The sequence below is a fragment of the Nocardiopsis coralli genome, from assembly GCF_014892575.1.
In the GTDB taxonomy this organism is placed as follows: Bacteria; Actinomycetota; Actinomycetes; order Streptosporangiales; family Streptosporangiaceae; genus Nocardiopsis; species Nocardiopsis coralli.
The window spans coordinates 104,331-125,230 of record NZ_JADBGI010000018.1 but is presented as its reverse complement, the minus strand read 5'-3'; the positions used below and the strand labels follow the sequence as shown (position 1 = coordinate 125,230).

Sequence of the window (20,900 nt, the reverse complement as noted above, 5' to 3'; positions counted from 1 at the left end):
GGCGGCGGTGGCGGTCGTCCCGGTGGCGGCGGTGGCCGCGGCCGTGGCGGCGGTGCCCCCGCGGGTCCGCGTCCGGGCGGCGGCGGTCGTCCCGGCGGTTTCGGCGGCCGTCCCGGTGGCCGTGGCCGCGGTGGCGGTACCGCTGGTGCGTTCGGCCGTCCCGGTGGTCGTCCGGGCCGCGCCCGCAAGTCCAAGAAGCAGCGGCGTCAAGAGTTCCACGACTATCAGGCCCCGTCCTTCGGCGGCGTGAAGATTCCCAGTGGCAACAACCAGACGATCCGTCTGTCGCGCGGCGCCTCGCTGTCGGACTTCGGCGACAAGATCGACGTCAACCCGGCGTCGCTGGTCCAGGTCATGATGCACCTGGGCGAGATGGTCACCGCGACCCAGTCCCTGCCGGACGAGACGCTCGTCCTGCTCGGTGAGGAGCTCAAGTACCGCGTCGAGGTCGTCAGTCCCGAGGACGAGGACCGCGAGCTGCTGGAGTCCTTCTCCATCGAGTTCGGTGAGGACAAGGGCAGCGACGAGGACCTGCGTCCGCGTCCGCCGGTGGTCACCGTCATGGGTCACGTCGACCACGGTAAGACCCGACTGCTGGACACCATCCGCAAGTCCAACGTCGTCAGCGGCGAGGCCGGCGGGATCACCCAGCACATCGGTGCCTACCAGGTCGCGACCGAGGTCGACGACGTCGAGCGCAAGCTCACCTTCATCGACACCCCTGGTCACGAGGCGTTTACCGCCATGCGTGCCCGTGGTGCGAAGGCGACGGACATCGCGGTGCTGGTCGTGGCCGCCGACGACGGCGTCAAGCCGCAGACGGCCGAGGCCATCGACCACGCCAAGGCCGCCGAGGTCCCGATCGTGGTCGCGGTCAACAAGATCGACGTCGAAGGCGCCGACCCGCAGAAGGTCCGTGCCCAGATGACCGAGTACGGCCTCGTCGCCGAGGAGTTCGGTGGCGACGTGCAGTTCGTCGACATCTCCGCCCTCAAGGGCGAGAACATCGACGACCTGCTCGAGTCGGTCGTTCTGACCTCCGACGCCGCGCTCGACCTCAAGGCGAACCCGGGCATGGAGGCCCAGGGCATCGCGATCGAGGCCTACCTCGACCGCGGCCGTGGTTCCATGGCCACCGTCCTGGTCCAGCGCGGAACGCTCAACGTCGGCGACTCGATCGTCTGCGGCGACGCGCACGGCCGCGTGCGGGCCATGCTCGACGAGCACGGCCAGAACGTGCAGAGCGCCGAGCCGTCCCGTCCGGTGCAGGTGCTGGGTCTGACCAACGTGCCCAGCGCCGGCGACAACTTCCTGGTGGTCAAGGACGACCGTGTTGCGCGGCAGATCGCCCAGCAGCGCGAGGCGCGCGAGCGTTTCGCCCAGCAGGCGCGTTCGGCCCGCCGGGTCACCCTCGACACCTGGCAGGACCACCTCAAGGAGGGCGAGCGCTCCGAGCTGCTCCTCCTCATCAAGGGTGACACCTCCGGTTCGGTCGAGGCCCTGGAAGAGTCGCTGCTCAAGATCGACGCCGGTGGTGACGAGGTCAGCATCCGCGTCATCGGCCGCGGTGTCGGTGCGATCACGCAGAACGACATCAACCTGGCGACGTCCGCCGATGCGATCATCGTCGGCTTCAACGTTCGGCCCGAGGGCAAGAACAGCGAGCTGGCCGACCGCATGGGTGTGGACATCCGCTACTACTCGGTCATCTACCAGGCCATCGACGAGGTCGAAGCCGCCGTCAAGGGTCTCCTCAAGCCCATCTACGAGGAGGTCCAGCTCGGCAGCGCCGAGATCCGCGAGGTCTTCAAGGTGCCGAAGATCGGCAACGTCGCCGGCTCGATCGTCCGCAGCGGCCTCATCCGCCGCAACGCGAAGGCGCGCCTCATCCGCGAGGGTGTGGTCATCTCCGAGAACCTCAACGTGGAATCCCTGCGCAGGTTCAAGGACGACGCCACCGAGGTCCGCGAGGGCTTCGAGTGCGGTATCGGCCTGAGCTACAACGACCTCCGGGTCGAGGACGTCATCGAGACGTACGAGATGCAGGAGAAGCCCCGCGACTAGGGTGCACTCCGGGCTCGCACGGAGCCCGAATCCGTGAGGGGCCCCGGCCGTGCACACGGCCGGGGCCCCGCCTTTGACGGTTCACACACACCACGGGTGATCGACTTGTACGTTGGGGCGCTGACCCTGGACGTCCTCCTCGGTGACGTCCACTCGCTCAAGCAGAAGCGTTCGCTGGTCCGTCCCGTCCTGTCGGAACTGCGCCGGAAGTTCTCGGTGTCGGTCTCGGAAGTGGGCGAGCAGGACCTCTACCGGAGAGCCAAGATCGGTGTCGCTGTGGTGGCACCGACGGCCGCGCACGCCACGGACCAGATGGACAGCTGCGAACGGTTCGTCGCGGCCCGTCCCGAACTGGAGCTGCTGTCCGCCAGGCAGCGGCTCTTCAACGAAGAGGAAGACTGACGATGGTTGACGCCGCACGCGCGCGCAGGATCGCCGACCGCATCCAGCGCATCGTCGCCGAGATGCTGGACCGGCGTATCAAGGACCCGCGCCTGGGTTTTGTCACCGTGACCGACGCGCGTATCACCGCTGACCTGCGGGACGCGAAGGTCTACTACACGGTGTTCGGCAGCGAGGGCGAGCGGGCCGCCTCGGCCGCCGCCCTGGAGAGCGCCAAGGGCGTGATCCGCACGGAGGTCGGTCGGCAGACCGGCATCCGGCACACCCCGACCCTGACCTTCGTCGTCGACGAGGTGCACGAGAACGCCCAGCACATCGAACAGCTGCTGGCCCAGGCGCGCCGCGAGGACGAGGAGAAGGCCGAGCGGGCCTCCGACGCCACCCCGGTCGAGGCGGACCCGTACAAGACGCCGCGAGAGCGCGACGACGAAGAAGAGTAGTACCGGCGGCGGCAGCTGGCCGCCGCCCTTCCACCGATGAGGAGCACCATGGCCGACAGCGGTGTCGTGGTCGTCGACAAGCCCGCCGACTGGACCTCGCACGACGTGGTCGCCCGGATGCGCCGGCTGGCGGGGACCCGTCGGGTGGGGCACGCCGGGACCCTGGACCCGATGGCCACCGGGGTGCTGGTGCTGGGGATCGAGAAGGGCACCAAGCTCCTCGGTCACCTGACCCTCACCGAGAAGACCTACGAGGCGACCTTCCGCCTGGGGCTGACCACCAACACCGACGACGCCGAGGGCGAGCCCGGGCAGCGCCGGGACGCGTCGGCGGTCACGGAGGAGGAGGTCCGGGCCGCGACCGCGAAGCTGACCGGGGCGATCCAGCAGGTTCCGCCGCAGGTCAGCGCGATCAAGGTCGACGGTAAGCGCGCCTACAAGTCCGCGCGGGAGGGCAAGGAGGTCGCCCTCAAGGCCCGCGAGATCACGGTGTCGCAGTTCGATGTCACCGGCGTGCGCAGGGTCGAGGACCCCGAGGGCGCCTTCGTCGACGTGGACGCGGTGGTGTCGTGCTCCAGCGGCACGTACATCCGCTCCCTGGCCCGTGACATGGGCGAGGACCTGGGTGTGGGCGGCCACCTGGGCGCGCTGCGCCGCACGCGTGTGGGGCCGTACGAGGCCTCGCAGGCGCGCACGCTCGACCAGCTCGCCGAGGAGTACACGCAGGTGCCGCTGGCCCACGCCGTGGCCGCCGCGTTCCCGGTCCGCACGATGGACGAGGGTGAGACCAAGCGGATCCGGCACGGCAACCGGATCGGCCCGAGCTCCCTCGGCGACGGCACCATCGGCCTGTTCGCCCCCGACGGCACCGTGGTCGCCCTGGGCGAGAACCGGCCGGGCCACATGAAACCCGTGGTGGTCTTCCACCCGGCCTGACGTCTGTCCGGTGGACGGNCCGGCACGGCAACCGGATCGGCCCGAGCTCCCTCGGCGACGGCACCATCGGCCTGTTCGCCCCCGACGGCACCGTGGTCGCCCTGGGCGAGAACCGGCCGGGCCACATGAAACCCGTGGTGGTCTTCCACCCGGCCTGACGTCTGTCCGGTGGACGGCCCAGGGTCTGTTTGGTGGACGCCTTCCGTCGCTTCGGCCAGCTACTGCGCCGAAGGCGTCGTTTGAGGGTGGTGGCGGGCGACGGGTGGGCTGGGTGTTCGCCAAACAGGCCCTAGATGGGGACGACGGTCGCACGTCCCGCGCTGAGTGTGATCAGGTCCTTGGGGTCGGAGGTCAGGATCGCCCTGGGCCCGGGAGAAGTGAGCGCGGTGGCACAGACCATCGCATCCAATGCGTGTTTGTGGCCGTGCAGCTTCGCGTCGCGGAGCAGTTGGGCCGACAGGCGTGCAATGCTCTCGTCCACCGGCACGACCTTGATGCGGGAGAGCGTCCAATCCAGCGCCGACCGGTTGAGCTTGGGGTGCATCACCTCGACGACGGTGGCCGCACTGGTGACGACGGACATGTCTCTCGCGACGGCCGCCGCGGTCCAGTTCATGAGGGTGGTGTCCCGCAGGACGGCCTTGGACAGGCCCTCGCTGTCGAGGATCACGGTGCGGGGTGGGGGTGGTCCGGCCTTGGTCACGCTGCTTCGCCTTCGGATGATCGCTGTACCTCGGATGTGCTCTGCTCGGCCGCCGCCCGGTAGTAGCTCTCGAGCGCGGCGTCCATGCCCTCAGGGGTCGAGGGCCCGTTCTCGGCCTCCATCGCCTCCAGGAGTTCGGCGAGCCGTTCTCTCTCGATCTCCCGCCGTACTGCTCGGGTCACGTACGCCGACAACCCTGCGCCGCCGCTGCGTGAACGTGCGTCCTCGGCGAGGTCCTCGGGCAGGGTCACGGAGTACTTCTTGGTGGCATCGCTCATGCTCCTCATGCTACCCCGTATGCCACCAGGCCACCCGGGGGTGTGGTCGGTGTTCCTGCGGGGCAGGCGGAGGAAGCGCCGCCACGCGGGGGTGCGTGTCAACGTGCTGGTCATGGATGGAAGACAGCGCAGCGTGACCAGGCATGTGCGCGTTTCTGGCGAGGTGTCCCGACCTCTGTACCCACACCGCGGCTACCAGACCCTGGATGCCGGCCCAGGGGCGCGTGGCTCCGGCGGGGGTACGGGCGTGGCACGCTTGGGGAGGCAAGCATCGTCGACGAACCAGGGGAGCCGAACGTGCGCCGATGGGACGGGCTGGAGGGCATCCCCTCCGGATGGGGACGCTCGGTTGTGGCCGTGGGCGTCTTCGACGGGGTGCACCGCGGGCACCGCGCCATCGTCGGGACCGCGGCCGAACGCGGACGCGACCTCGGCCTGCCCGTGGTCGCGGTGACCTTCGAGCCGCACCCGCAGGCCGTCCTGCGCGGCACGGGGCCGTCCGTGCTCACACCCGTGGACCGCCGGGTGGAACTGCTCGGCCGGGCCGGGGCCGACGCCGTCGTGGTCCTGCCCTTCACGAAGGAGCTCGCCGCGCTGACCCCCGAGGAGTTCGCGCGCCACGTGCTTGTCGACCACCTGCACGCGGCCGCCGTCGTCGTGGGGGAGGACTTCCGGTTCGGCCACCGCGCCGCCGGTACCGTCGCCGCGCTCGAGGACCTCGGCGCCGCCCACGGGTTCACCGCACACGGGGTCCCCCTGGTCGCCGACGACGGCGGCCCGGTCACCTCCACGCGTGTGCGCGGGCTCCTGGCCGAGGGCGACGTCGCCGGGGCCGCCGAGCTCCTGGGGCGCCCGCACCGGGTCCAGGGCCACGTCGTGCACGGCGCCGCACGCGGCCGTGAACTGCTCGGGTTCCCCACCGCGAACATGGACCTGGCCCCGGGGACCGCCGTACCCGACGACGGTGTCTACGCCGGCTGGATGGCCCGCCTCGACGCCGCGGAGGGGGAGGAAGCCCGCTGGCCCGCGGCGATCTCGGTCGGCACCAACCCCACCTTCGACGGCGCCGAGCGCACCGTGGAGGCCTACGCACTCGACCGCGACGACCTCGAGCTCTACGGGGTCCCCATGGCGGTCGACTTCACCGTGCACATCCGCGGGCAGGAGCGCTTCGGCTCCGTGGACGAGCTCATCGTGGCCATGAACCGCGACGTCGACCGCTGCCGGAAGGTCCTCGCGGGCCGGTGACGCCGGTGAGGCCGGTGCCTCCCCCCCCGGCCCGCCCGAGCACTGCCCGACCTGCGGTAGGCTCGAAACGTTCACGTGTGCCCCCGAGGCCCAGCGCCCGGGCAGGCGGATCCCCGACCCGTTCGGAGCCGGGCCGCCCGCACACGCGGCGGTGACTGTTCGTACGCGCGGTCACCGTGTCCAGATCCCAGGCTCTGTCCCGGGATCGTCCTGCGTACCGAACCACGAGAAGGAGCGACGTGTCGATCGACGCCGCCACCAAGCAGAAGATCATCCAGGAGTACGGCACCACCGAAGGTGACACCGGCTCCCCCGAGGTCCAGGTCGCGCTGATGACCCACCGCATCACCGAGCTGACCGAGCACCTCAAGACGCACAAGCAGGACCACCACAGCCGCCGCGGCCTGCTGCTGATGGTCGGCCGCCGCCGCCGTCTGCTGAAGTACGTCGCCAAGCAGGACATCAACCGTTACCGCTCGCTCATCGAGCGTCTCGGCCTGCGCCGCTAGAACGTACGCCCGGCCCCGGGACTGAACCCGGGCCCAGGTGTGTTGTGGGAGGGAGTGGCCGCGGCCACTCCCTCTTTGTTAGTAAGGTGTTGCACGGCCCGCATTCGTGTGGGCCCGCGTCGTAACCGCACACGACGCGAACACGCCCGTGATCTGCTCCCTCGGCCGCAGAGTCGAGGCCGGTCCTCGGTAGTGGTCCCCGGCGCACGTCCGCCGTGGGCTTCGATCGATGACCGGTCGTCATCAACTCCGGGGCACGGACACGGGCAACCGACCCGATGTGTCGGCGGGCAGGAGAGCCCGTCCGGCACGACGAACGTGTAGTAGGAGGTCGCCCATGGAGGGCGTTTACTCGGCTGAGGCCGTCATCGACAACGGTGGCTTCGGCACCCGCACCATCCGCTTCGAGACCGGCCGTCTGGCCCGCCAGGCCGCCGGTTCGGCCACGGTCTACCTGGACGACGAGACCGTCGTCCTGTCGGCCACCACCGCCTCGAAGCGCCCCAAGGACAACCTCGACTTCTTCCCCCTCACGGTGGACGTCGAGGAGCGCATGTACGCGGCCGGCCGCATCCCCGGCTCCTTCTTCCGCCGCGAGGGCCGGCCCTCCGAGGACGCCGTCCTCACCTGCCGCCTCATCGACCGCCCGTTGCGCCCGTCCTTCAAGAAGGGCCTGCGCAACGAGATCCAGGTCGTCGAGACCGTGCTGGCCCTGCACCCCGAGCACCTGTACGACGTCGTGGCGATCAACGCCGCCTCGATGTCCACGCAGATCTCCGGCATCCCGTTCTCCGGCCCGATCGGCGGCGTGCGCGTCGCCCTCATCGACGGCCAGTGGGTGGGCTTCCCGACCCACGCCGAGCTGCAGAGCGCCACCTTCGACATGGTCGTGGCCGGCCGTGTGCTGGAGGACGGCGACGTGGCCATCATGATGGTCGAGGCCGAGTCCACCCCGCAGACCCTCAAGCTGGTCTCCGAGGGCGCCGTCGGCCCCAACGAGCAGACCATCGCCGAGGGCCTCGAGGCCGCCAAGCCCTTCATCAAGGTGCTGTGCAAGGCCCAGGCCGCCGTGGCCGAGCAGGCCGCCCCGGAGACCGCCGAGTTCCCGATCTTCCTCGACCACGAGGACGACGTCTACGAGGCCGTCGACTCCTCCGTCCGCGAGGACCTGTCCAAGGCGCTCACGATCGCCGACAAGCAGGACCGCGAGAACAAGCTCGACGAGGTCAAGGCCGAGGTCGCCGAGCGCCTTGCCGAGCAGTTCGAGGGCCGCGAGAAGGAGATCGGCGCCGCCTTCCGCTCGCTGAGCAAGCAGCTCATGCGCGAGCGTGTCCTGCGCGACCAGGTCCGCATCGACGGCCGCGGTCCCAAGGACATCCGCCAGCTGAGCGCCGAGGTCGGCGTGCTGCCGCGGGTGCACGGCTCCTCCCTCTTCGAGCGCGGTGAGACCCAGATCATGGGGGTCACCACGCTGAACATGCTGCGCATGGAGCAGACGGTTGACACGCTCAACCCGGACAAGACCAAGCGCTACATGCACAACTACAACTTCCCGCCCTACTCCACCGGTGAGACCGGCCGGGTGGGCTCGCCCAAGCGGCGCGAGATCGGGCACGGCGCCCTCGCCGAGCGCGCCCTGCTCCCGGTCCTGCCCTCGCGCGAGGAGTTCCCCTACGCGATCCGCCAGGTCTCCGAGGCGCTGGGCTCCAACGGCTCCACGTCGATGGGTTCGGTCTGCGCCTCCACCATGTCCCTCATGGCGGCCGGCGTGCCGCTCAAGGAGATGGTGTCCGGCATCGCGATGGGTCTGATCAGCGACGGCGACCAGTTCGTCACGCTGACCGACATCCTCGGTGCCGAGGACGCGTTCGGCGACATGGACTTCAAGGTCGCCGGTACCCGTGAGCTCATCACCGCCCTGCAGCTGGACACCAAGCTCGACGGCATCCCCGCCGAGCAGCTGTCCCTGGCCCTGCAGCAGGCCCGCGGCGCCCGCCTGGCGATCCTCGACGTCATGCAGGAGGCCATCCAGCGTCCGGCCGAGATGAGCCCGAACGCTCCGCGCATCCTCACCGTCCAGGTCCCGACCGAGAAGATCGGCGAGGTCATCGGCCCCAAGGGCAAGATGATCAACTCGATCCAGGACGACACCGGCGCCGACATCACCATCGAGGACGACGGCACGATCTACATCGGTGCCACCGACGGCCCCTCCGCCGAGGCCGCCCGGGACACCATCAACCAGATCGCCAACCCGACGATGCCCGAGGTCGGCGACCGCTACCTGGGCACGGTCGTCAAGACGACCACGTTCGGTGCGTTCGTCTCGCTGCTGCCCGGCAAGGACGGTCTGCTGCACATCTCGCAGATCCGCAAGCTGCACGGCGGCAAGCGCATCGAGAACCTCGACGACGTCATCGGCATCGGCGAGAAGATCCAGGTCGAGATCCGCGAGATCGACGACCGCGGCAAGCTGTCGCTGGCCCCGGTCGAGGTCGTCGAGGAGGAGGCCGCCAAGGCCGCCAAGGCCGAGGAGTCCTCCGCCGACAACGGCAAGAAGGACGACGAGGACGACAACGGTGACGACAACGGCGGGGACGCTGCTCCGCGCCGCCGTCGCCGCCGCAACACGAACCGCTCCGAGAACACCTGATCGACGAGCACCGACCGCGGGGGCGGCCGTATCCGGAAAAGGGGTACGGCCGCCCCCGCGGCGTATGCTGCCCCACGCCCGACGGCGCGGGACGGCCCCGCAGGAACGTACCCCCCGAAACACGTGGAAGAGGTTTCATGAGCTCTGTGCCCATCGCCGCCGAACAGGAGCCGGGTTCCACCGTCACCCTGATGGAGCCCACCGGCGGCTCCGGCCTGGTCCAGCGCACCGTGCTGCCCGGCGGCCTGCGTGTGGTCTCCGAGAGCGTCCCCGGTGTGCGGTCGGCTGCGTTCGGCATCTCGGCGACCACGGGTTCGCGCGACGAGGACTCCGCGCACGCCGGTTCCGCCCACTTCCTGGAGCACCTGCTCTTCAAGGGGACCCAGCGGCGTTCCCCGCTCGACATCGCCGCCGAGCTCGACAGTGTGGGCGCCGACCACAACGCCTACACGACCAAGGAGCACACCTGCTACTACGCGAAGGTGCTCGACCGGGACCTCCCGCTGGCCGTCGACGTCATCGGTGACATGGTCGCCAACTCCACCCTCGACGCGGAGGAGGTGGAGACCGAGCGCGGGGTGATCCTCGAGGAGATCGCCATGTACGAGGACGAGCCGGCCGACCTGGTCGACGACGTCTTCGCGGAGAAGTTCTTCGGCGACTCCCCGCTGGCCCGCCCGATCCTCGGCACCATCGACACGATCCGGAACCTGCCGCGCGAGCGCATCCTCGAGCAGTACCGGGACGCCTACGTCCCGGGCGAGCTCGTGGTGACCGCCGCGGGCAGCCTGGACCACGCGGAACTCGTCGAGCGGGTGCGCACGATGTTCGCCGGCCAGCTCGCCGCTGCCGGTGACGCCCGTCCCTCGCGCCCGCGTTCGACGGAGACGTCCGTCCCGGTGCACGGGGGTACCGTCCTGCGCTCGCGTGAGACGGAGCAGGCGCACCTCCTGATGGGGATGGAGGGGATGACCCGCCTCGACCCGCGCTGGTACGCCCTGAGGCTTCTGAGCGCTGCCCTGGGAGGCGGCATGTCCTCGCGCCTCTTCCAGGAGGTCCGGGAGAAGCGCGGGCTCGCCTACGCGGTGCACGCCTTCCACATGGCCTACTCCGACACCGGCTCGTTCCAGATCTACGCGGGGTGCCTGCCGGAGAAGATCGACGAGGTCATCGGGGTGTGCCGCGAGGAGCTCGCCAAGGTCGCGTCCTCCGGTCTGACCTCGGAGGAGCTCGGCCGCGCCAAGGGGCAGATCCAGGGTGCGATGGTGCTCGGAAGCGAGGGCACCAACGCCCGCATGGGCCGCATCCTCTCGCACGAGCTCAACCAGCCCCGCCACTACTCGATCGACGAGGACCTGGCCCGCCTGGACGCGGTCACCGACGCCGACGTCGCCGAGGTCGCCGCGGACCTGCTCAACCGCCCGCGCGCGCTCGCCGTCATCGGCCCCTACGAGGAGGGCCGCGAGTTCTAGGAAACCGGCACCCCCGTCACGGGGGCCGGTGGCCGTACCCCGGCACCGGACACGAACGAAGGCGCCCCCGGTCGACCGACCGGGGGCGCCTTCGTGTTCGCGGGTACCGCGTCAGCGCTTGCGGCGCTTCACGGTGATCTCGCGGGGCGCGCTGCTGTCGGCGGCACCGCGGACGACCACCACGAGAAGGCCCTCGCCGTAGGTGGCCTCGATGTCGGCCGGCTTGACGTCCTCGGGAAGGGTGATCTCGCGGCGGAACGTGCCCATGAACCGCTCCGAGGAGTAGTACTCGACGTCGTCCTCGTCACGGCGCCGCTCACCGCTGATGGTGAGCACGCTGTGGTTGAAGCTGATGTCGATGTCTTCCTCGTACACCCCGGGGACCTCGCACCGCACGATGAGGTCGCGCCCGCTGGCGAGGATGTCCGTCGGCGGGCTCCACGCGTCGGAGTGACCGCGCTCGCGCTCGCCCGCGTGGTTGGTCTCTATCGAGGACATGGTGTCGGAGATCCGGTTCATCTCGGTGATCATGTCCACGACCCCGTTGAAGGGGTTGCGGAAACGCTTGGGTGCCATGCCTCCTCCTTCCTGTCACTGGCCCGCAGGGCCGATGGTCGTCGGGCTTTCGGCGGACTCAGCGGCGGTCCGGACGCGGCGTCGGACGGTAGTCCTCGGCGCGGACGGTCTTGGGTTCGCCCGGCTTGCGTTCCTTGGACAGCGCCAGGAACAGACCGATCAACATGAACACCAGGACGATGGCGAACGGGAGACCGGTCGAGACGGAGGCGGCTTGGAGCGCTGTGAGAGCGTCCTCCCCGCCCAGGACGAGCAGGATGAGCGTCACCCCGCCCACGCAGACGGCCCAGAAGGCGCGCTGGGCACGGACAGGGTTGGTGTCGCCGCCGTTGGTCAGCATGTCCACCACCAAGGACCCGGAGTCGGCCGAGGTGATGAAGAAGATCGTGACCACCAGGATCAGGAACAGCGCTGCGATCGTGGCCACGGCCGGTGCCAGAGGCAGGAGGTCCATCAACTGGTAGGTGGCTTCTGCCTCGTCGTCCGAGAAGCCGGCGAAGCTGTCGTCGAAGAGCTCGTAGTAGGTACCGGCACCACCGAAGACACCGAACCACAGGACGGAGATGGCGGCGGGGGCGAAGAGCGCACCGAGCACGAACTCGCGGATCTTGCGGCCGTAGGAGATGCGCGCCAGGAAGATCCCGACAAAGGGCGACCAGGAGATCCACCAGCCCCAGTAGAACAGGGTCCAGTCAGCGGCGAAGGTCGCGGCGACGTCATCGGCCAGGGGCGAGGGGAAGGAGAGGCTCCACGGGACGATGTTGGCGAGGTAGTCGCCCGCACCGGTGAACATCGAGCTCGTCATCCACAGCTTCGGGCCGACCAGGAAGACGAAGATCATCAGGACGAAGGCCAGCCCCAGGTTGAGCACCGACAGGCGGCGCAGCCCCTTGTCGATGCCCGACATCACGCTGTAGAGGGTGACCGCGATGATGACGCAGATGATGATCGTCTGCGAGGTCCCGTTGATGGGCAGCCCGAAGACGTTGTTCAGACCGCTGTTGATCTGCATCGTGCCCAGACCCAGAGAGGTGGCCAGGCCGAAGATGGTGCCGAAGACGGCAAGGATGTCGACGAGGTTCCCGATCCACCCGAAGGCGCGGTCGCCGAGGAGGGGGTAGAGCGCTGACGCGGGGCGCAGGGGGAGACCCTTGCGGAAGGCGAAGTACCCCAGGGACAGGCCGAGGGCGATGTAGATGGCCCACGGGTGGAAGCTCCAGTGGAACAGTGTGGAGGCGAAGGCCTCGCCCACGGCTTCGGGCTCCCCTGGAGTGAGTTCCTCCGAGCGGGGGGCGTTCAGGTGCGTGACCGGCTCGTTGACACCGAAGAACACGAGACCGATGCCCATGCCCGTGGTGAAGAGCATCGCGAACCAGGCGAGGCTGCTGAACTCGGGGCGCGAGTCGTCCGGGCCGAGCCGGATGTTCCCGAAGCGGCTGAACAGGAGGAAGAGCGCTGCGACGAGGAAGAACGTCGTCGCCGCCATGTAGAGCCAACCCAGGTTCGTGCCGATCCCCGACCGGATTCCCTCAGTGATGGGTCCCAGTTGATCGGTGAAGGCCACCCCGAGGATGATGAACGCGATGATCGCGATCCCCGAGATCCCGAAGACCCAAGGGTTGGTGTGTTCGCGGATATAGGTGCGCAGGGATGAGATGGTGGCTCCTTCCCAGCCCCGATCGGTGTGTGATCCCTTGAACGGGTGATCTGGTTGCGGGCCGGCCTGCTACCGGCAGAGTGTGGTCCGGAGGGATATTAGATCTCCTGCTCGCAGACGTAAAGCGCGAGGTTGAGCGCGGAGTGTTCGGGATTTGACCGACATGAACGGGTATTCGGGGCCCTTCGTGCGAGAGGCAGCAAGGAGATTTTTTCCCTGCTTCCGCGCGGGAGGCGGCAGACCCGCTCTCTCCTGCGGAAAGCCGGTGCGCTGCAGCGGCGCGGTCTCGGCGGGCCCGGGGAGGGCGTGTCCGGGGTGAGCATTGCCTCAACACAAAGGGGTCTTGTACGGGAACCCGCAGGGCTGGCCGGTTCCGGCCCCGAAGCGCGGTCGGGCGTGGTGCCGGGGGCCGCTTCCCGAACCGTGTCGCTGCCAGATGGTGATGCCCCCGTTATGCGAAGGGGCGTCAGCGAGCCTCGGCCAGGGTTCCCACGGCTCCGGTGAGCGACGCCAAGTGCCCGTCCGCCACACGCAACAGCGCGCCCGCGGATCGCCGACCGGGGCCGGCCGTGTGCACCGCGACCGCCTGCGGGGCGGACCGCGCGGCCCGGGCGACCGCAAGCCGCCTTCGTCGGCAGCGGACTGCTCAACCTCTACCTCATGAGTACCGAGTACAACGTTCTGGCCTTCTCCATGCCGAACGTCATCTTCAGTTTCGTCGTCGGCCTGATGGTGATGACCTTCGGTATGTACGGGTGCTACAGCGGAGGGCTGCCCGAGGACAACCCCTACCGCAGGCACCGCGAGGGCAAGCGCGAGCGGCGGCGCCACGAGGGCACGGAAGACGCGCAGGGGGCACACGGGTGAACACGCACACGCACGCGCGGGATCGCACGGTGCTGGTCACCGGGGCCACCGGCTACATCGGCGGCAGACTCGTGCCGCAGCTGTTGGAGGCCGGGTACCGGGTGCGCTGTCTGGCCCGTACGCCCGGCAAGCTCCGGGACCACCCCTGGCGCGACCGTGTGGAGGTGGTGCGCGGAGACGTGCTCAGCGGGGAGGGCCTGCGGGAGGCGCTCGACGGGGTGGACACCGCCTACTACCTCGTGCACTCCATGGGCGGCGGAACCGACTTCCGCAGTGCCGACCTCGAGGGCGCCCGCACGTTCGCCCGCGCCGCGGCGGAGGAGGGGACCGGCCGCATCGTCTACCTCGGCGGGCTCGCACCGGACGGGGCCCGCCTCTCGCCGCACATGGCCTCGCGCGCCGAGGTCGCCCGGGTGTTCCTCGAGGCCCCGGTGCCCGCGGTGGTGCTGAGGGCCGCGGTCATCCTCGGCTCGGGTTCGGCCTCCTTCGAGATGCTGCGGCACCTGACCGAACGGCTGCCGGTCATGACCACACCCCGGTGGGTGCGCAGCCGGGTGCAGCCCATCGCCGTGCGCGACGTGCTCCGGCTCCTCGTGCGCGCCGACGACCTGCCCGCGGGTACGAACGCGACCTTCGACCTCGGGGGACCGGACGTGCTCACCTACGCCGACATGGTGCGCCGCTACGCGCGGGCGGCAGGGCTGCGGCCGCGGCTGATCCTGCCCGTGCCCGTGCTCTCCCCGGGGCTGTCGAGCCTGTGGGTCGGGCTGGTCACCCCGGTCCCGCCCGGCGTGGCGCGCCCCCTCGTGGAGTCCCTCCGCCACGACGCGGTCGTGGGCGCGGGTCCGGACGGGGGAGAAGGTGACGGCGACCGGAACGGGGACGTGGAGGGCCGGGCCCGGGCCGAGCTCGCCGCCGGAGGCCACCTCGGGTTCGACGAGGCCGTCCGCCTCGCCCTGCGCCGCACGGACAGCGCCCAGGTCGACACCCGGTGGTCGTCGGCCGGCCGGGTCGCCTACCCCTCCGACCCGCTGCCCACCGACCCCGAATGGGCGGGCGGCAGCGAGTACACCGACGAACGCTCCCGCCCCGTCGCCGCCCCGGCCGAGGACCTGTGGGGCGTCATCGAGGCCATCGGTGGCCGCAACGGTTGGTACTCCTGGCCCCTGGCCTGGGCGGCCCGCGGCTGGATCGACCTGGCCGTCGGCGGCGTCGGGGCCCGCCGCGGACGGCGCGATCCCCTGCGGCTGCGCGTGGGCGACTCCGTGGACTTCTGGCGGGTGGAGGAGATCGTGCCCGGCGAGCTGCTCCGGCTCCGTGCCGAGATGCGCCTTCCCGGCCGCGCCTGGCTCGAACTGCGCGCCGAACCGGCACCCGGCCCGCTGGGCGAACGGGCCCGCACCTCCGTGTACCGGCAGCGGGCCGTCTTCCACCCCGACGGTCTGTCAGGACACCTGTACTGGGCGGCCGTCACACCCTTCCACGGGGTCGTCTTCGGTTCCATGGTCCGCAGGATCGCCGCCCGCGCCGCACAGGACCGCCGCCGCTCCGGGAGGGCTCAGAGCGGGTCGCCGGGGATCGACGTGTAGGCCGCCGCGAGCTTGCGCACCAGACCCGACTGGGGCAGTTGCACCCCGTCCACCGACGACACCGCCCGCACACCCGTGGCCGCGTTGGTGACGAACGCGCCCCCCATCCGTGTGCACGCGGCGTGTGCGATCGGCCGGGTTCGTACCGGAACCCCGAGGGAGTCGGCGGCGTGGTCCACCAGGCGGGCGGTGATCCCCGGAAGGCTCGGCGCCTGCGGCCACACCACACCCTCGCCGTCCAGGAACCCGATGTTCCACGTCGGTCCCTCCGAGACACGGCCGTCCACCCCGCTGAACAGGGCGTCGTCGAACCCGTCCAGCTGGGCCGACCTGCGTTGGCGCAACGACCCGAACATCGCCGTGCTCTTGATCTGCGGGGTGTCGCGCGCGTACAGGCGCGTGCCCAGGCGCACGGGCGGAGGAGGCACCGCCGGGTCCGGTGCCGGGCGGGTCGTCACCAGGATCTGCGGGAGCGCCCGCGAGCCCGGCCGCCCGAGGTCCATCTGCGGGTCGAACACGGTCACACGCACGACCGACGGCGAGGGGTGCTCGCGCGCCGACCGCCGGGCCAGCTCGCGCACGCGCGGCAGGTCCAGGTCGGTGCCGAACAGGGCGTGGCAGTCCCGGTGCAACCGGTCCATGTGCCACTGCAGCCCTCGGACCCTGAGGCCGTCGACGAGCATCGTCGTGAAGTGGCCGTAGCCGTAGAGGGCCAGGCTCGCCAGTTCCCCGGTGCTGACGGGGCGTCCGTTCAGTTCCATCGCCAAGCCATGATGGCACCTCGGGCATCGGCGCGGAGCGGATACCCGCCCACAACGGGGGCCTGTACCGGCCACGCACCGAGTGGCCCACACCAAGCACCGGTGTCGGGATTCGCACTTCGGCCCCGACGGGGCTGCCCCGGGGCCCCACGGAACCGGACCCTCGAGTAGTGTGCGGCGATCCCACGTCGTCAGGGGCGTTCCACCAGGTCGCCCCGCTTTTTGTGTGCTTGGAGCCAACCCATGGGCGAAGCCCCCCACGCACCCACGAAGGTGCGTCTCAGACTCGGTCGCATCACGGTGAGCAGCAGCCTGTTGGGCGCGATGTTCCTCATGGCCATCAGCGCGGTCGGCCCCGGCTTCATCGCTCAGACCACGACCTTCACCGCGCAGCTCGGCGCGACTTTCGCCTTCGCGATCTTCCTGTCGATCCTGGTGGACATCGCCGTCCAGCTCAACATCTGGCGGGTTGTCGGGGTCGCGAACATGCGGGCGCAGGACCTGGCCAACAAGGTCCTGCCCGGTGCCGGTTACGTGCTCGCCGTGCTCATCGTCTTCGGCGGGCTCGTCTTCAACGTCGGCAACATCGCGGGGACCGGCCTGGGCCTCAACGCGATGCTCGGCATGGACGCCCGGGTCGCGGCGGTGCTCTCCGCCGGCCTGGCCGTGGTCATCCTCGCGGTGAAGGCCCTCGGGGTGGCGCTCGACCGGATGATGATCGGTCTGGGCCTGCTCATGATCGGTCTGACCCTCTACGTCGCGATCGTCTCGCAGCCGCCCGTGGGCGAGGCGATGCGCCAGTCCGTCATGCCCGAGACGCTCGGCTCGGACGTCTTCCTCGCCACCGTCACGATCATCGGCGGCACCATCGGCGGTTACATCACCTACGCCGGTGCACACCGCCTCATCGAGAACGGGCAGGGCGGCAAGGAGAACGTCTCCGCGATCACCAAGACCTCCGTCACCGGGATCCTGGTGACGGGGCTGATCCGGGTGCTGCTGTTCCTGGCGATCCTCGGTGTCGTCGCCGGCGGTGTGGCCGTCATGGAGGCCGACAACCCTCCGGCCGAGGCCTTCCACCAGGCCGCCGGCGAGGTCGGGCTGCGCCTGTTCGGGCTCATCATGTGGGCGGCCGCGGTCAGCTCAGTCATCGGTGCCGCCTACACGTCGATCTCGTTCGTGACGACCTTCCACCCGCTGCTGGAGAAGTGGCGGGGGAGCCTGGTGACGGTCTTCATCGGGATCTCGCTGGTCGTGTTCCTGGTCTCCGGCCAGGCGCCCGACACCCTGCTCGTGCTGGCGGGCGCCCTCAACGGTGTGATCCTGCCCGTGGGCCTCGGCATCATGCTGTGGGTGGCCGCGCGCCGCTCCCACGACCTGCTGCACGGCTACCGGTACCCGAAGTGGCTCGTGGCGATCGGTGTGGCCGCCTGGGCGCTGACGGTGTTCATGGCGCTGCAGTCGCTCGGCGGGATCGCCGAATTGTGGCAGTGATCCGGCGCTGACCGGCCGGTATGCACGGCGAGGGGCGGGGGCGGCCGAGTGCCGCGCCCGCCCTTCTCCTTACCCTGGTCCCATCGGGTGAGGAAACGGGAACGGCCTGTTCACCCGCGTGCAGAGACCGAGGACCACGATGCCGCGAATCGACCTCAACGCCGACCTGGGGGAGGGGTTCGGACGTTGGGAACTGGGCGACGACCAGGCGCTTCTGACCACCGTGACCAGCGCCAACGTCGCCTGCGGGTTCCACGCCGGTGACCCCACGGTGTTGCGCCGCACCACCGCCGACGCCGCCGAACGCGGTGTGGCCGTGGGCGCGCAGGTCGGCTACCGCGACCTGGCCGGGTTCGGGCGGCGGTTCCTCGACGTGCCGCCGGACGAGCTCACCGACGAGATCGTCTACCAGCTCGGGGCCCTGAGCGCGTTCACGCACCTGGCCGGCGACCGGGTGCGCTACGTCAAGCCGCACGGGGCCCTGTACAACGCGATCGTGCACCACACCGGGCAGGCGCGCGCCGTCGTCGAGGCCGTGCGCGCCTACGACCCTGACCTGCCCGTGCTGGGGCTGCCGGGGTCGGAGTTCCTGCGGCTGGCCGGGGAGGCCGGGCTGCGGGTGTACCGCGAGGCCTTCGCCGACCGTGCCTACACACCCGAGGGGACGCTGGTCTCCCGGCGGGAGGAGGGTGCGCTCCTGCACGACCCGGAGCAGGTCGCCGAGCGGTGCCTGCGCATCGCCCGCGGGGAGTCCGTGCGTGCGATCGACGGCACCGAGCTGCACCTGGACGCCGACTCCCTGTGCGTGCACGGCGACAGCCCCGGCGCGGTGGAGGTCGCCCGCACGGTGGCCGCCCGCCTGCGCGAGGACGGCGTGGAGCTGCGCCCCTTCAGCCGGACGGACGCCTGATGCCCGCCACGGACGAGGGCTTCGACCTGCGGATCCTGCCGTGCGCCGACCGCGGGCTCCTGCTCGAGGTCGCCGACCTGGACGAGGTCGTGAGCCTCAACGCCGCCCTGGCCGAGAACACACCGGAGGGCGTGAGCGACGTGGTCCCGGCCGCGCGCACCGTCCTGCTGCGCCTGGAGACCGGAACCGACCCCGAACGTGTGGTCTCCGCCCTCGCCGACCTGCGCCGGCCGGCCGGGACCGGGGCCGAGCGCGGCGAGACCCTCACGGTTCCGGTGCACTACGACGGCGAGGACCTCGACGACATCGCCGACCTCACCGGGTTGAGCCCCCGCGAGGTCGTGGCCGCCCACACCGGGACGCCGTGGACCGTCGCTTTCTGCGGCTTCTCGCCCGGGTTCGGCTACCTCGTCGGCGGGGACCCGCGCCTCGACGTGCCACGGCGTTCCGAGCCGCGCACCCAGGTGCCCGCAGGGGCCGTCGCGCTGGCCGGAACGTTCACCGGGGTCTACCCGCGTGTCTCCCCGGGCGGATGGCAGCTGCTGGGCCGGACCGACGCCCGGGTCTGGGACCCCGAACGCGACCCGCCCGGGCTGCTGCGTCCCGGGGTCCGAGTGCGGTTCGAGGAGGCGTCGTGAGCGTGCTGGAGGTGCTGGCCGCCGGACCGCTGACCACCGTCCAGGACCGGGGCCGGGCCGGCCACGCCGACCTCGGGGTGGGCCCCTCGGGCGCCGCCGACCTGGACTCCCACACCCTCGCCAACCGGCTCGTCGCCAACCCGCCCGGGGCCGCCGGGCTGGAGGCCACCCTGGGAGGACTGCGCCTGCGCGCCCACGGGGACCTCACCCTCGCCGTCACCGGGGCGCCCGCGCCCCTCACGGTGGACGGGCACACCGCCGCGCTCAACTCCGTCCTGCACGTGGCCGACGGGTCCGAGCTCGCCCTGGGCACCCCCGGCCGGGGGCTGCGCACGTACGTGGCGGTCCGCGGAGGGATCGACGTCCCGCCCGTGCTGGGTTCGCGGAGCACCGACGTGCTCGCCGGGCTGGGACCGGACGTGCTCGTGCCCGGCACCCGCCTGCCGGTCGGGCCCGCCCCCGAGGGCATGCCCGGCATCGACCTGGCCCCCGTCGGACCGGTCGGCGCGTCCGAGGTGGTGCTGCGCGCTGAGCCGGGCCCACGCGCGGACTGGTTCACGGGCGCCGCGCTGGAGACCCTGTTCACCGGCGCCTTCGAGGTCACCCCGCGCAGCGACCGGGTGGGCGCGCGCCTGTCCGGGCCGGTGCTGGAACGCGCCCGCGAGGGCGAGCTGCCGAGCGAGGGCATGGTCGCCGGTGCGCTCCAGGTGCCGCCCGGGGGAGAGCCGGTGCTGTTCCTGGCCGATCACCCGGCCACCGGCGGGTACCCCGTCGTCGCCGTGGTCTGCGCCGCCGACCTGCCCCTGGCCGCGCAGGCCCGGCCGGGAACCCGGGTGCGGTTCGCCCCGTGGAGGAGAACACCATGAGCCCCGACCGCGTCTTTGCGGAGCCCCCTGCGGAGCCGGGGTCCCCGGCCGGCCTCGCGCCGGCCCGGGCCCGGGAGCTGTTCCGCGCGGGGCTGCGTGTCCCCACCTCCGGTTACAGCCGCGGATACGCCCAGGCCAACCTGTTGTGCGTCCCGCGGGACCTGGCCTACGACTTCCTGCTGTTCGCGCAGCGCAACCCGAAGTCGTGCCCCGTCCTGGACGTCACCGAACCCGGTGAGGTGTCCGCGTCGGTCTTCGACGGGGACCTGCGCACCGACCTGCCCGCCTACCGCGTCTACCGGAACGGGGAGTGTGTCGGGGAACCGGCGGACGTCACCGACCTGTGGCGCGAGGACCTGGTGTCCTTCCTGATCGGGTGCAGCTTCACGTTCGAGACCCCGCTGCTCGAGGCCGGGATCCCGGTGCGGCACATCGAGGCGGGCACGAACGCGGCGATGTACGAGACCGACCGGGAGTGCCGTCCCGCGGGGCGGTTGTCCGGGCGGCTCGTGGTGTCGATGCGCCCTGTGCCCGCCGACCGGGTCGCGGACGCGGTCCGGATCACCTCGCGTTACCCGGCGGTGCACGGCGCCCCCGTGCACGTGGGGGACCCCGCGGCGCTCGGGATCGCCGACCTGGACTCCCCGGACCACGGTGACCCGGTGGAGGTCCGGGAGGGTGAGGTCCCGGTCTTCTGGGCCTGCGGGGTGACGCCGCAGGCGGCCGTGGCGGCCTCGGCCCCCGAGTTCGCCATCGGCCACGCACCGGGGCACATGGCCGTCACCGACGTGCGCGATTCCGCCTACCAGGTGCCCTGACCCGGGACCTCGCGGGCGG

The 20,900-nt window shown here is 70.8% G+C and carries 19 protein-coding genes and 2 pseudogenes; 16 read left to right on the top strand and 5 right to left on the bottom strand.

Annotation, left to right across the window (positions count from 1 at the left end; genetic code table 11):
• From infB to IDM40_RS19725, 5 genes and pseudogenes are all read left to right on the top strand, one after another.
• The coding region (gene infB / locus IDM40_RS19745) for a translation initiation factor IF-2 (RefSeq protein WP_193123499.1) at nt 1–2,064 on the top strand (2,064 nt) is incomplete at its 5' end.
• Between the two features lie 105 nt (nt 2,065–2,169).
• Complete coding sequence (locus tag IDM40_RS19740; RefSeq protein WP_193123512.1) at nt 2,170–2,466, top strand: DUF503 domain-containing protein; 297 nt, start codon at nt 2,170–2,172, stop codon at nt 2,464–2,466.
• A 2-nt stretch (nt 2,467–2,468) separates the two neighbouring features.
• Nucleotides 2,469–2,906 (top strand): 30S ribosome-binding factor RbfA, encoded by a 438-nt coding sequence (gene rbfA / locus IDM40_RS19735; RefSeq protein WP_193123498.1) that lies wholly within the window; start codon nt 2,469–2,471, stop codon nt 2,904–2,906.
• A gap of 48 nt (nt 2,907–2,954) precedes the next feature.
• Entirely contained in the window at nt 2,955–3,842 is an 888-nt protein-coding gene (gene truB / locus IDM40_RS19730; protein ID WP_193123497.1) for a tRNA pseudouridine(55) synthase TruB, read from the top strand.
• A 20-nt stretch (nt 3,843–3,862) separates the two neighbouring features.
• A pseudogene (locus IDM40_RS19725) lies at nt 3,863–4,000 on the top strand (tRNA pseudouridine(55) synthase TruB); the annotation flags it as partial.
• Between the two features lie 131 nt (nt 4,001–4,131).
• Here the strand turns inward: IDM40_RS19725 and IDM40_RS19720 are convergent.
• Together IDM40_RS19720 and IDM40_RS19715 are read right to left on the bottom strand one after the other, a co-directional pair.
• The gene (locus tag IDM40_RS19720; RefSeq protein WP_193123496.1) at nt 4,132–4,545 is read right to left on the bottom strand and encodes a type II toxin-antitoxin system VapC family toxin; all 414 of its coding nucleotides are present in this window, start codon (nt 4,543–4,545) and stop codon (nt 4,132–4,134) included.
• Complete coding sequence (locus tag IDM40_RS19715; protein ID WP_216631048.1) at nt 4,542–4,823, bottom strand: hypothetical protein; 282 nt, start codon at nt 4,821–4,823, stop codon at nt 4,542–4,544. The genes IDM40_RS19720 and IDM40_RS19715 overlap by 4 nt, the downstream gene beginning before the upstream one ends.
• 297 nt (nt 4,824–5,120) lie before the next feature.
• Here IDM40_RS19715 and IDM40_RS19710 point away from each other — a divergent pair, with 297 nt between their 5' ends.
• From IDM40_RS19710 to IDM40_RS19695, 4 genes are all read left to right on the top strand, one after another.
• Complete coding sequence (locus IDM40_RS19710) at nt 5,121–6,071, top strand: bifunctional riboflavin kinase/FAD synthetase (protein ID WP_193123494.1); 951 nt, start codon at nt 5,121–5,123, stop codon at nt 6,069–6,071.
• Between the two features lie 239 nt (nt 6,072–6,310).
• Nucleotides 6,311–6,580, top strand: a complete 270-nt coding sequence (gene rpsO / locus IDM40_RS19705) for a 30S ribosomal protein S15 (protein WP_193123493.1) — start codon at nt 6,311–6,313, stop codon at nt 6,578–6,580.
• Between the two features lie 337 nt (nt 6,581–6,917).
• On the top strand, nt 6,918–9,233 hold the full coding sequence (locus IDM40_RS19700) for a polyribonucleotide nucleotidyltransferase (protein ID WP_193123492.1): 2,316 nt from the start codon (nt 6,918–6,920) through the stop codon (nt 9,231–9,233).
• Nucleotides 9,234–9,370: 137 nt separating this feature from the next.
• Nucleotides 9,371–10,705 carry a M16 family metallopeptidase gene (locus tag IDM40_RS19695; RefSeq protein ID WP_193123491.1) on the top strand — a complete coding sequence of 445 codons (1,335 nt, stop codon included), beginning with the start codon at nt 9,371–9,373 and terminating at the stop codon, nt 10,703–10,705.
• 111 nt (nt 10,706–10,816) lie between these two features.
• Here the strand turns inward: IDM40_RS19695 and IDM40_RS19690 are convergent, their stop codons facing one another.
• Together IDM40_RS19690 and IDM40_RS19685 are read right to left on the bottom strand one after the other, a co-directional pair.
• Entirely contained in the window at nt 10,817–11,281 is a 465-nt protein-coding gene (locus IDM40_RS19690) for an Hsp20/alpha crystallin family protein (protein ID WP_193123490.1), read from the bottom strand.
• A 58-nt stretch (nt 11,282–11,339) separates the two neighbouring features.
• Nucleotides 11,340–12,884, bottom strand: a complete 1,545-nt coding sequence (locus tag IDM40_RS19685; protein ID WP_328807075.1) for a BCCT family transporter — start codon at nt 12,882–12,884, stop codon at nt 11,340–11,342.
• Between the two features lie 678 nt (nt 12,885–13,562).
• Between IDM40_RS19685 and IDM40_RS19680 the strand changes: the two are divergent.
• Together IDM40_RS19680 and IDM40_RS19675 are read left to right on the top strand one after the other, a co-directional pair.
• Nucleotides 13,563–13,805 (top strand): annotated as a pseudogene (locus IDM40_RS19680) (DUF4383 domain-containing protein); the annotation flags it as partial.
• A complete protein-coding gene (locus IDM40_RS19675) occupies nt 13,802–15,394 on the top strand; it encodes an SDR family oxidoreductase (RefSeq protein ID WP_193123489.1) in 1,593 nt (530 codons plus the stop codon). The pseudogene IDM40_RS19680 and the gene IDM40_RS19675, both read left to right, overlap by 4 nt.
• On the opposite strand, the gene IDM40_RS19670 is transcribed toward IDM40_RS19675, so the two are convergent.
• Entirely contained in the window at nt 15,364–16,155 is a 792-nt protein-coding gene (locus IDM40_RS19670; RefSeq protein WP_193123488.1) for an aminotransferase class IV family protein, read from the bottom strand. The genes IDM40_RS19675 and IDM40_RS19670 overlap by 31 nt on opposite strands.
• A 243-nt stretch (nt 16,156–16,398) precedes the next feature.
• On the opposite strand from IDM40_RS19670, the gene IDM40_RS19665 reads away from it, so the two are divergent.
• From IDM40_RS19665 to IDM40_RS19645, 5 genes are all read left to right on the top strand, one after another.
• Nucleotides 16,399–17,649 carry an NRAMP family divalent metal transporter gene (locus IDM40_RS19665; protein ID WP_193123487.1) on the top strand — a complete coding sequence of 417 codons (1,251 nt, stop codon included), beginning with the start codon at nt 16,399–16,401 and terminating at the stop codon, nt 17,647–17,649.
• A gap of 139 nt (nt 17,650–17,788) precedes the next feature.
• The gene (locus IDM40_RS19660) at nt 17,789–18,559 is read left to right on the top strand and encodes a LamB/YcsF family protein (RefSeq protein WP_193123486.1); all 771 of its coding nucleotides are present in this window, start codon (nt 17,789–17,791) and stop codon (nt 18,557–18,559) included.
• Nucleotides 18,559–19,197, top strand: a complete 639-nt coding sequence (locus IDM40_RS19655) for a 5-oxoprolinase subunit B family protein (protein ID WP_193123485.1) — start codon at nt 18,559–18,561, stop codon at nt 19,195–19,197. Before IDM40_RS19660 ends, IDM40_RS19655 begins: the two co-directional genes overlap by 1 nt.
• The gene (locus IDM40_RS19650; protein ID WP_193123484.1) at nt 19,194–20,063 is read left to right on the top strand and encodes a 5-oxoprolinase subunit C family protein; all 870 of its coding nucleotides are present in this window, start codon (nt 19,194–19,196) and stop codon (nt 20,061–20,063) included. The genes IDM40_RS19655 and IDM40_RS19650 overlap by 4 nt, the downstream gene beginning before the upstream one ends.
• Nucleotides 20,060–20,881, top strand: coding sequence for a putative hydro-lyase (locus IDM40_RS19645; RefSeq protein ID WP_193123483.1), 822 nt, complete (start codon nt 20,060–20,062; stop codon nt 20,879–20,881). The genes IDM40_RS19650 and IDM40_RS19645 overlap by 4 nt, the downstream gene beginning before the upstream one ends.
• Nucleotides 20,882–20,900: the final 19 nt, after the last annotated feature.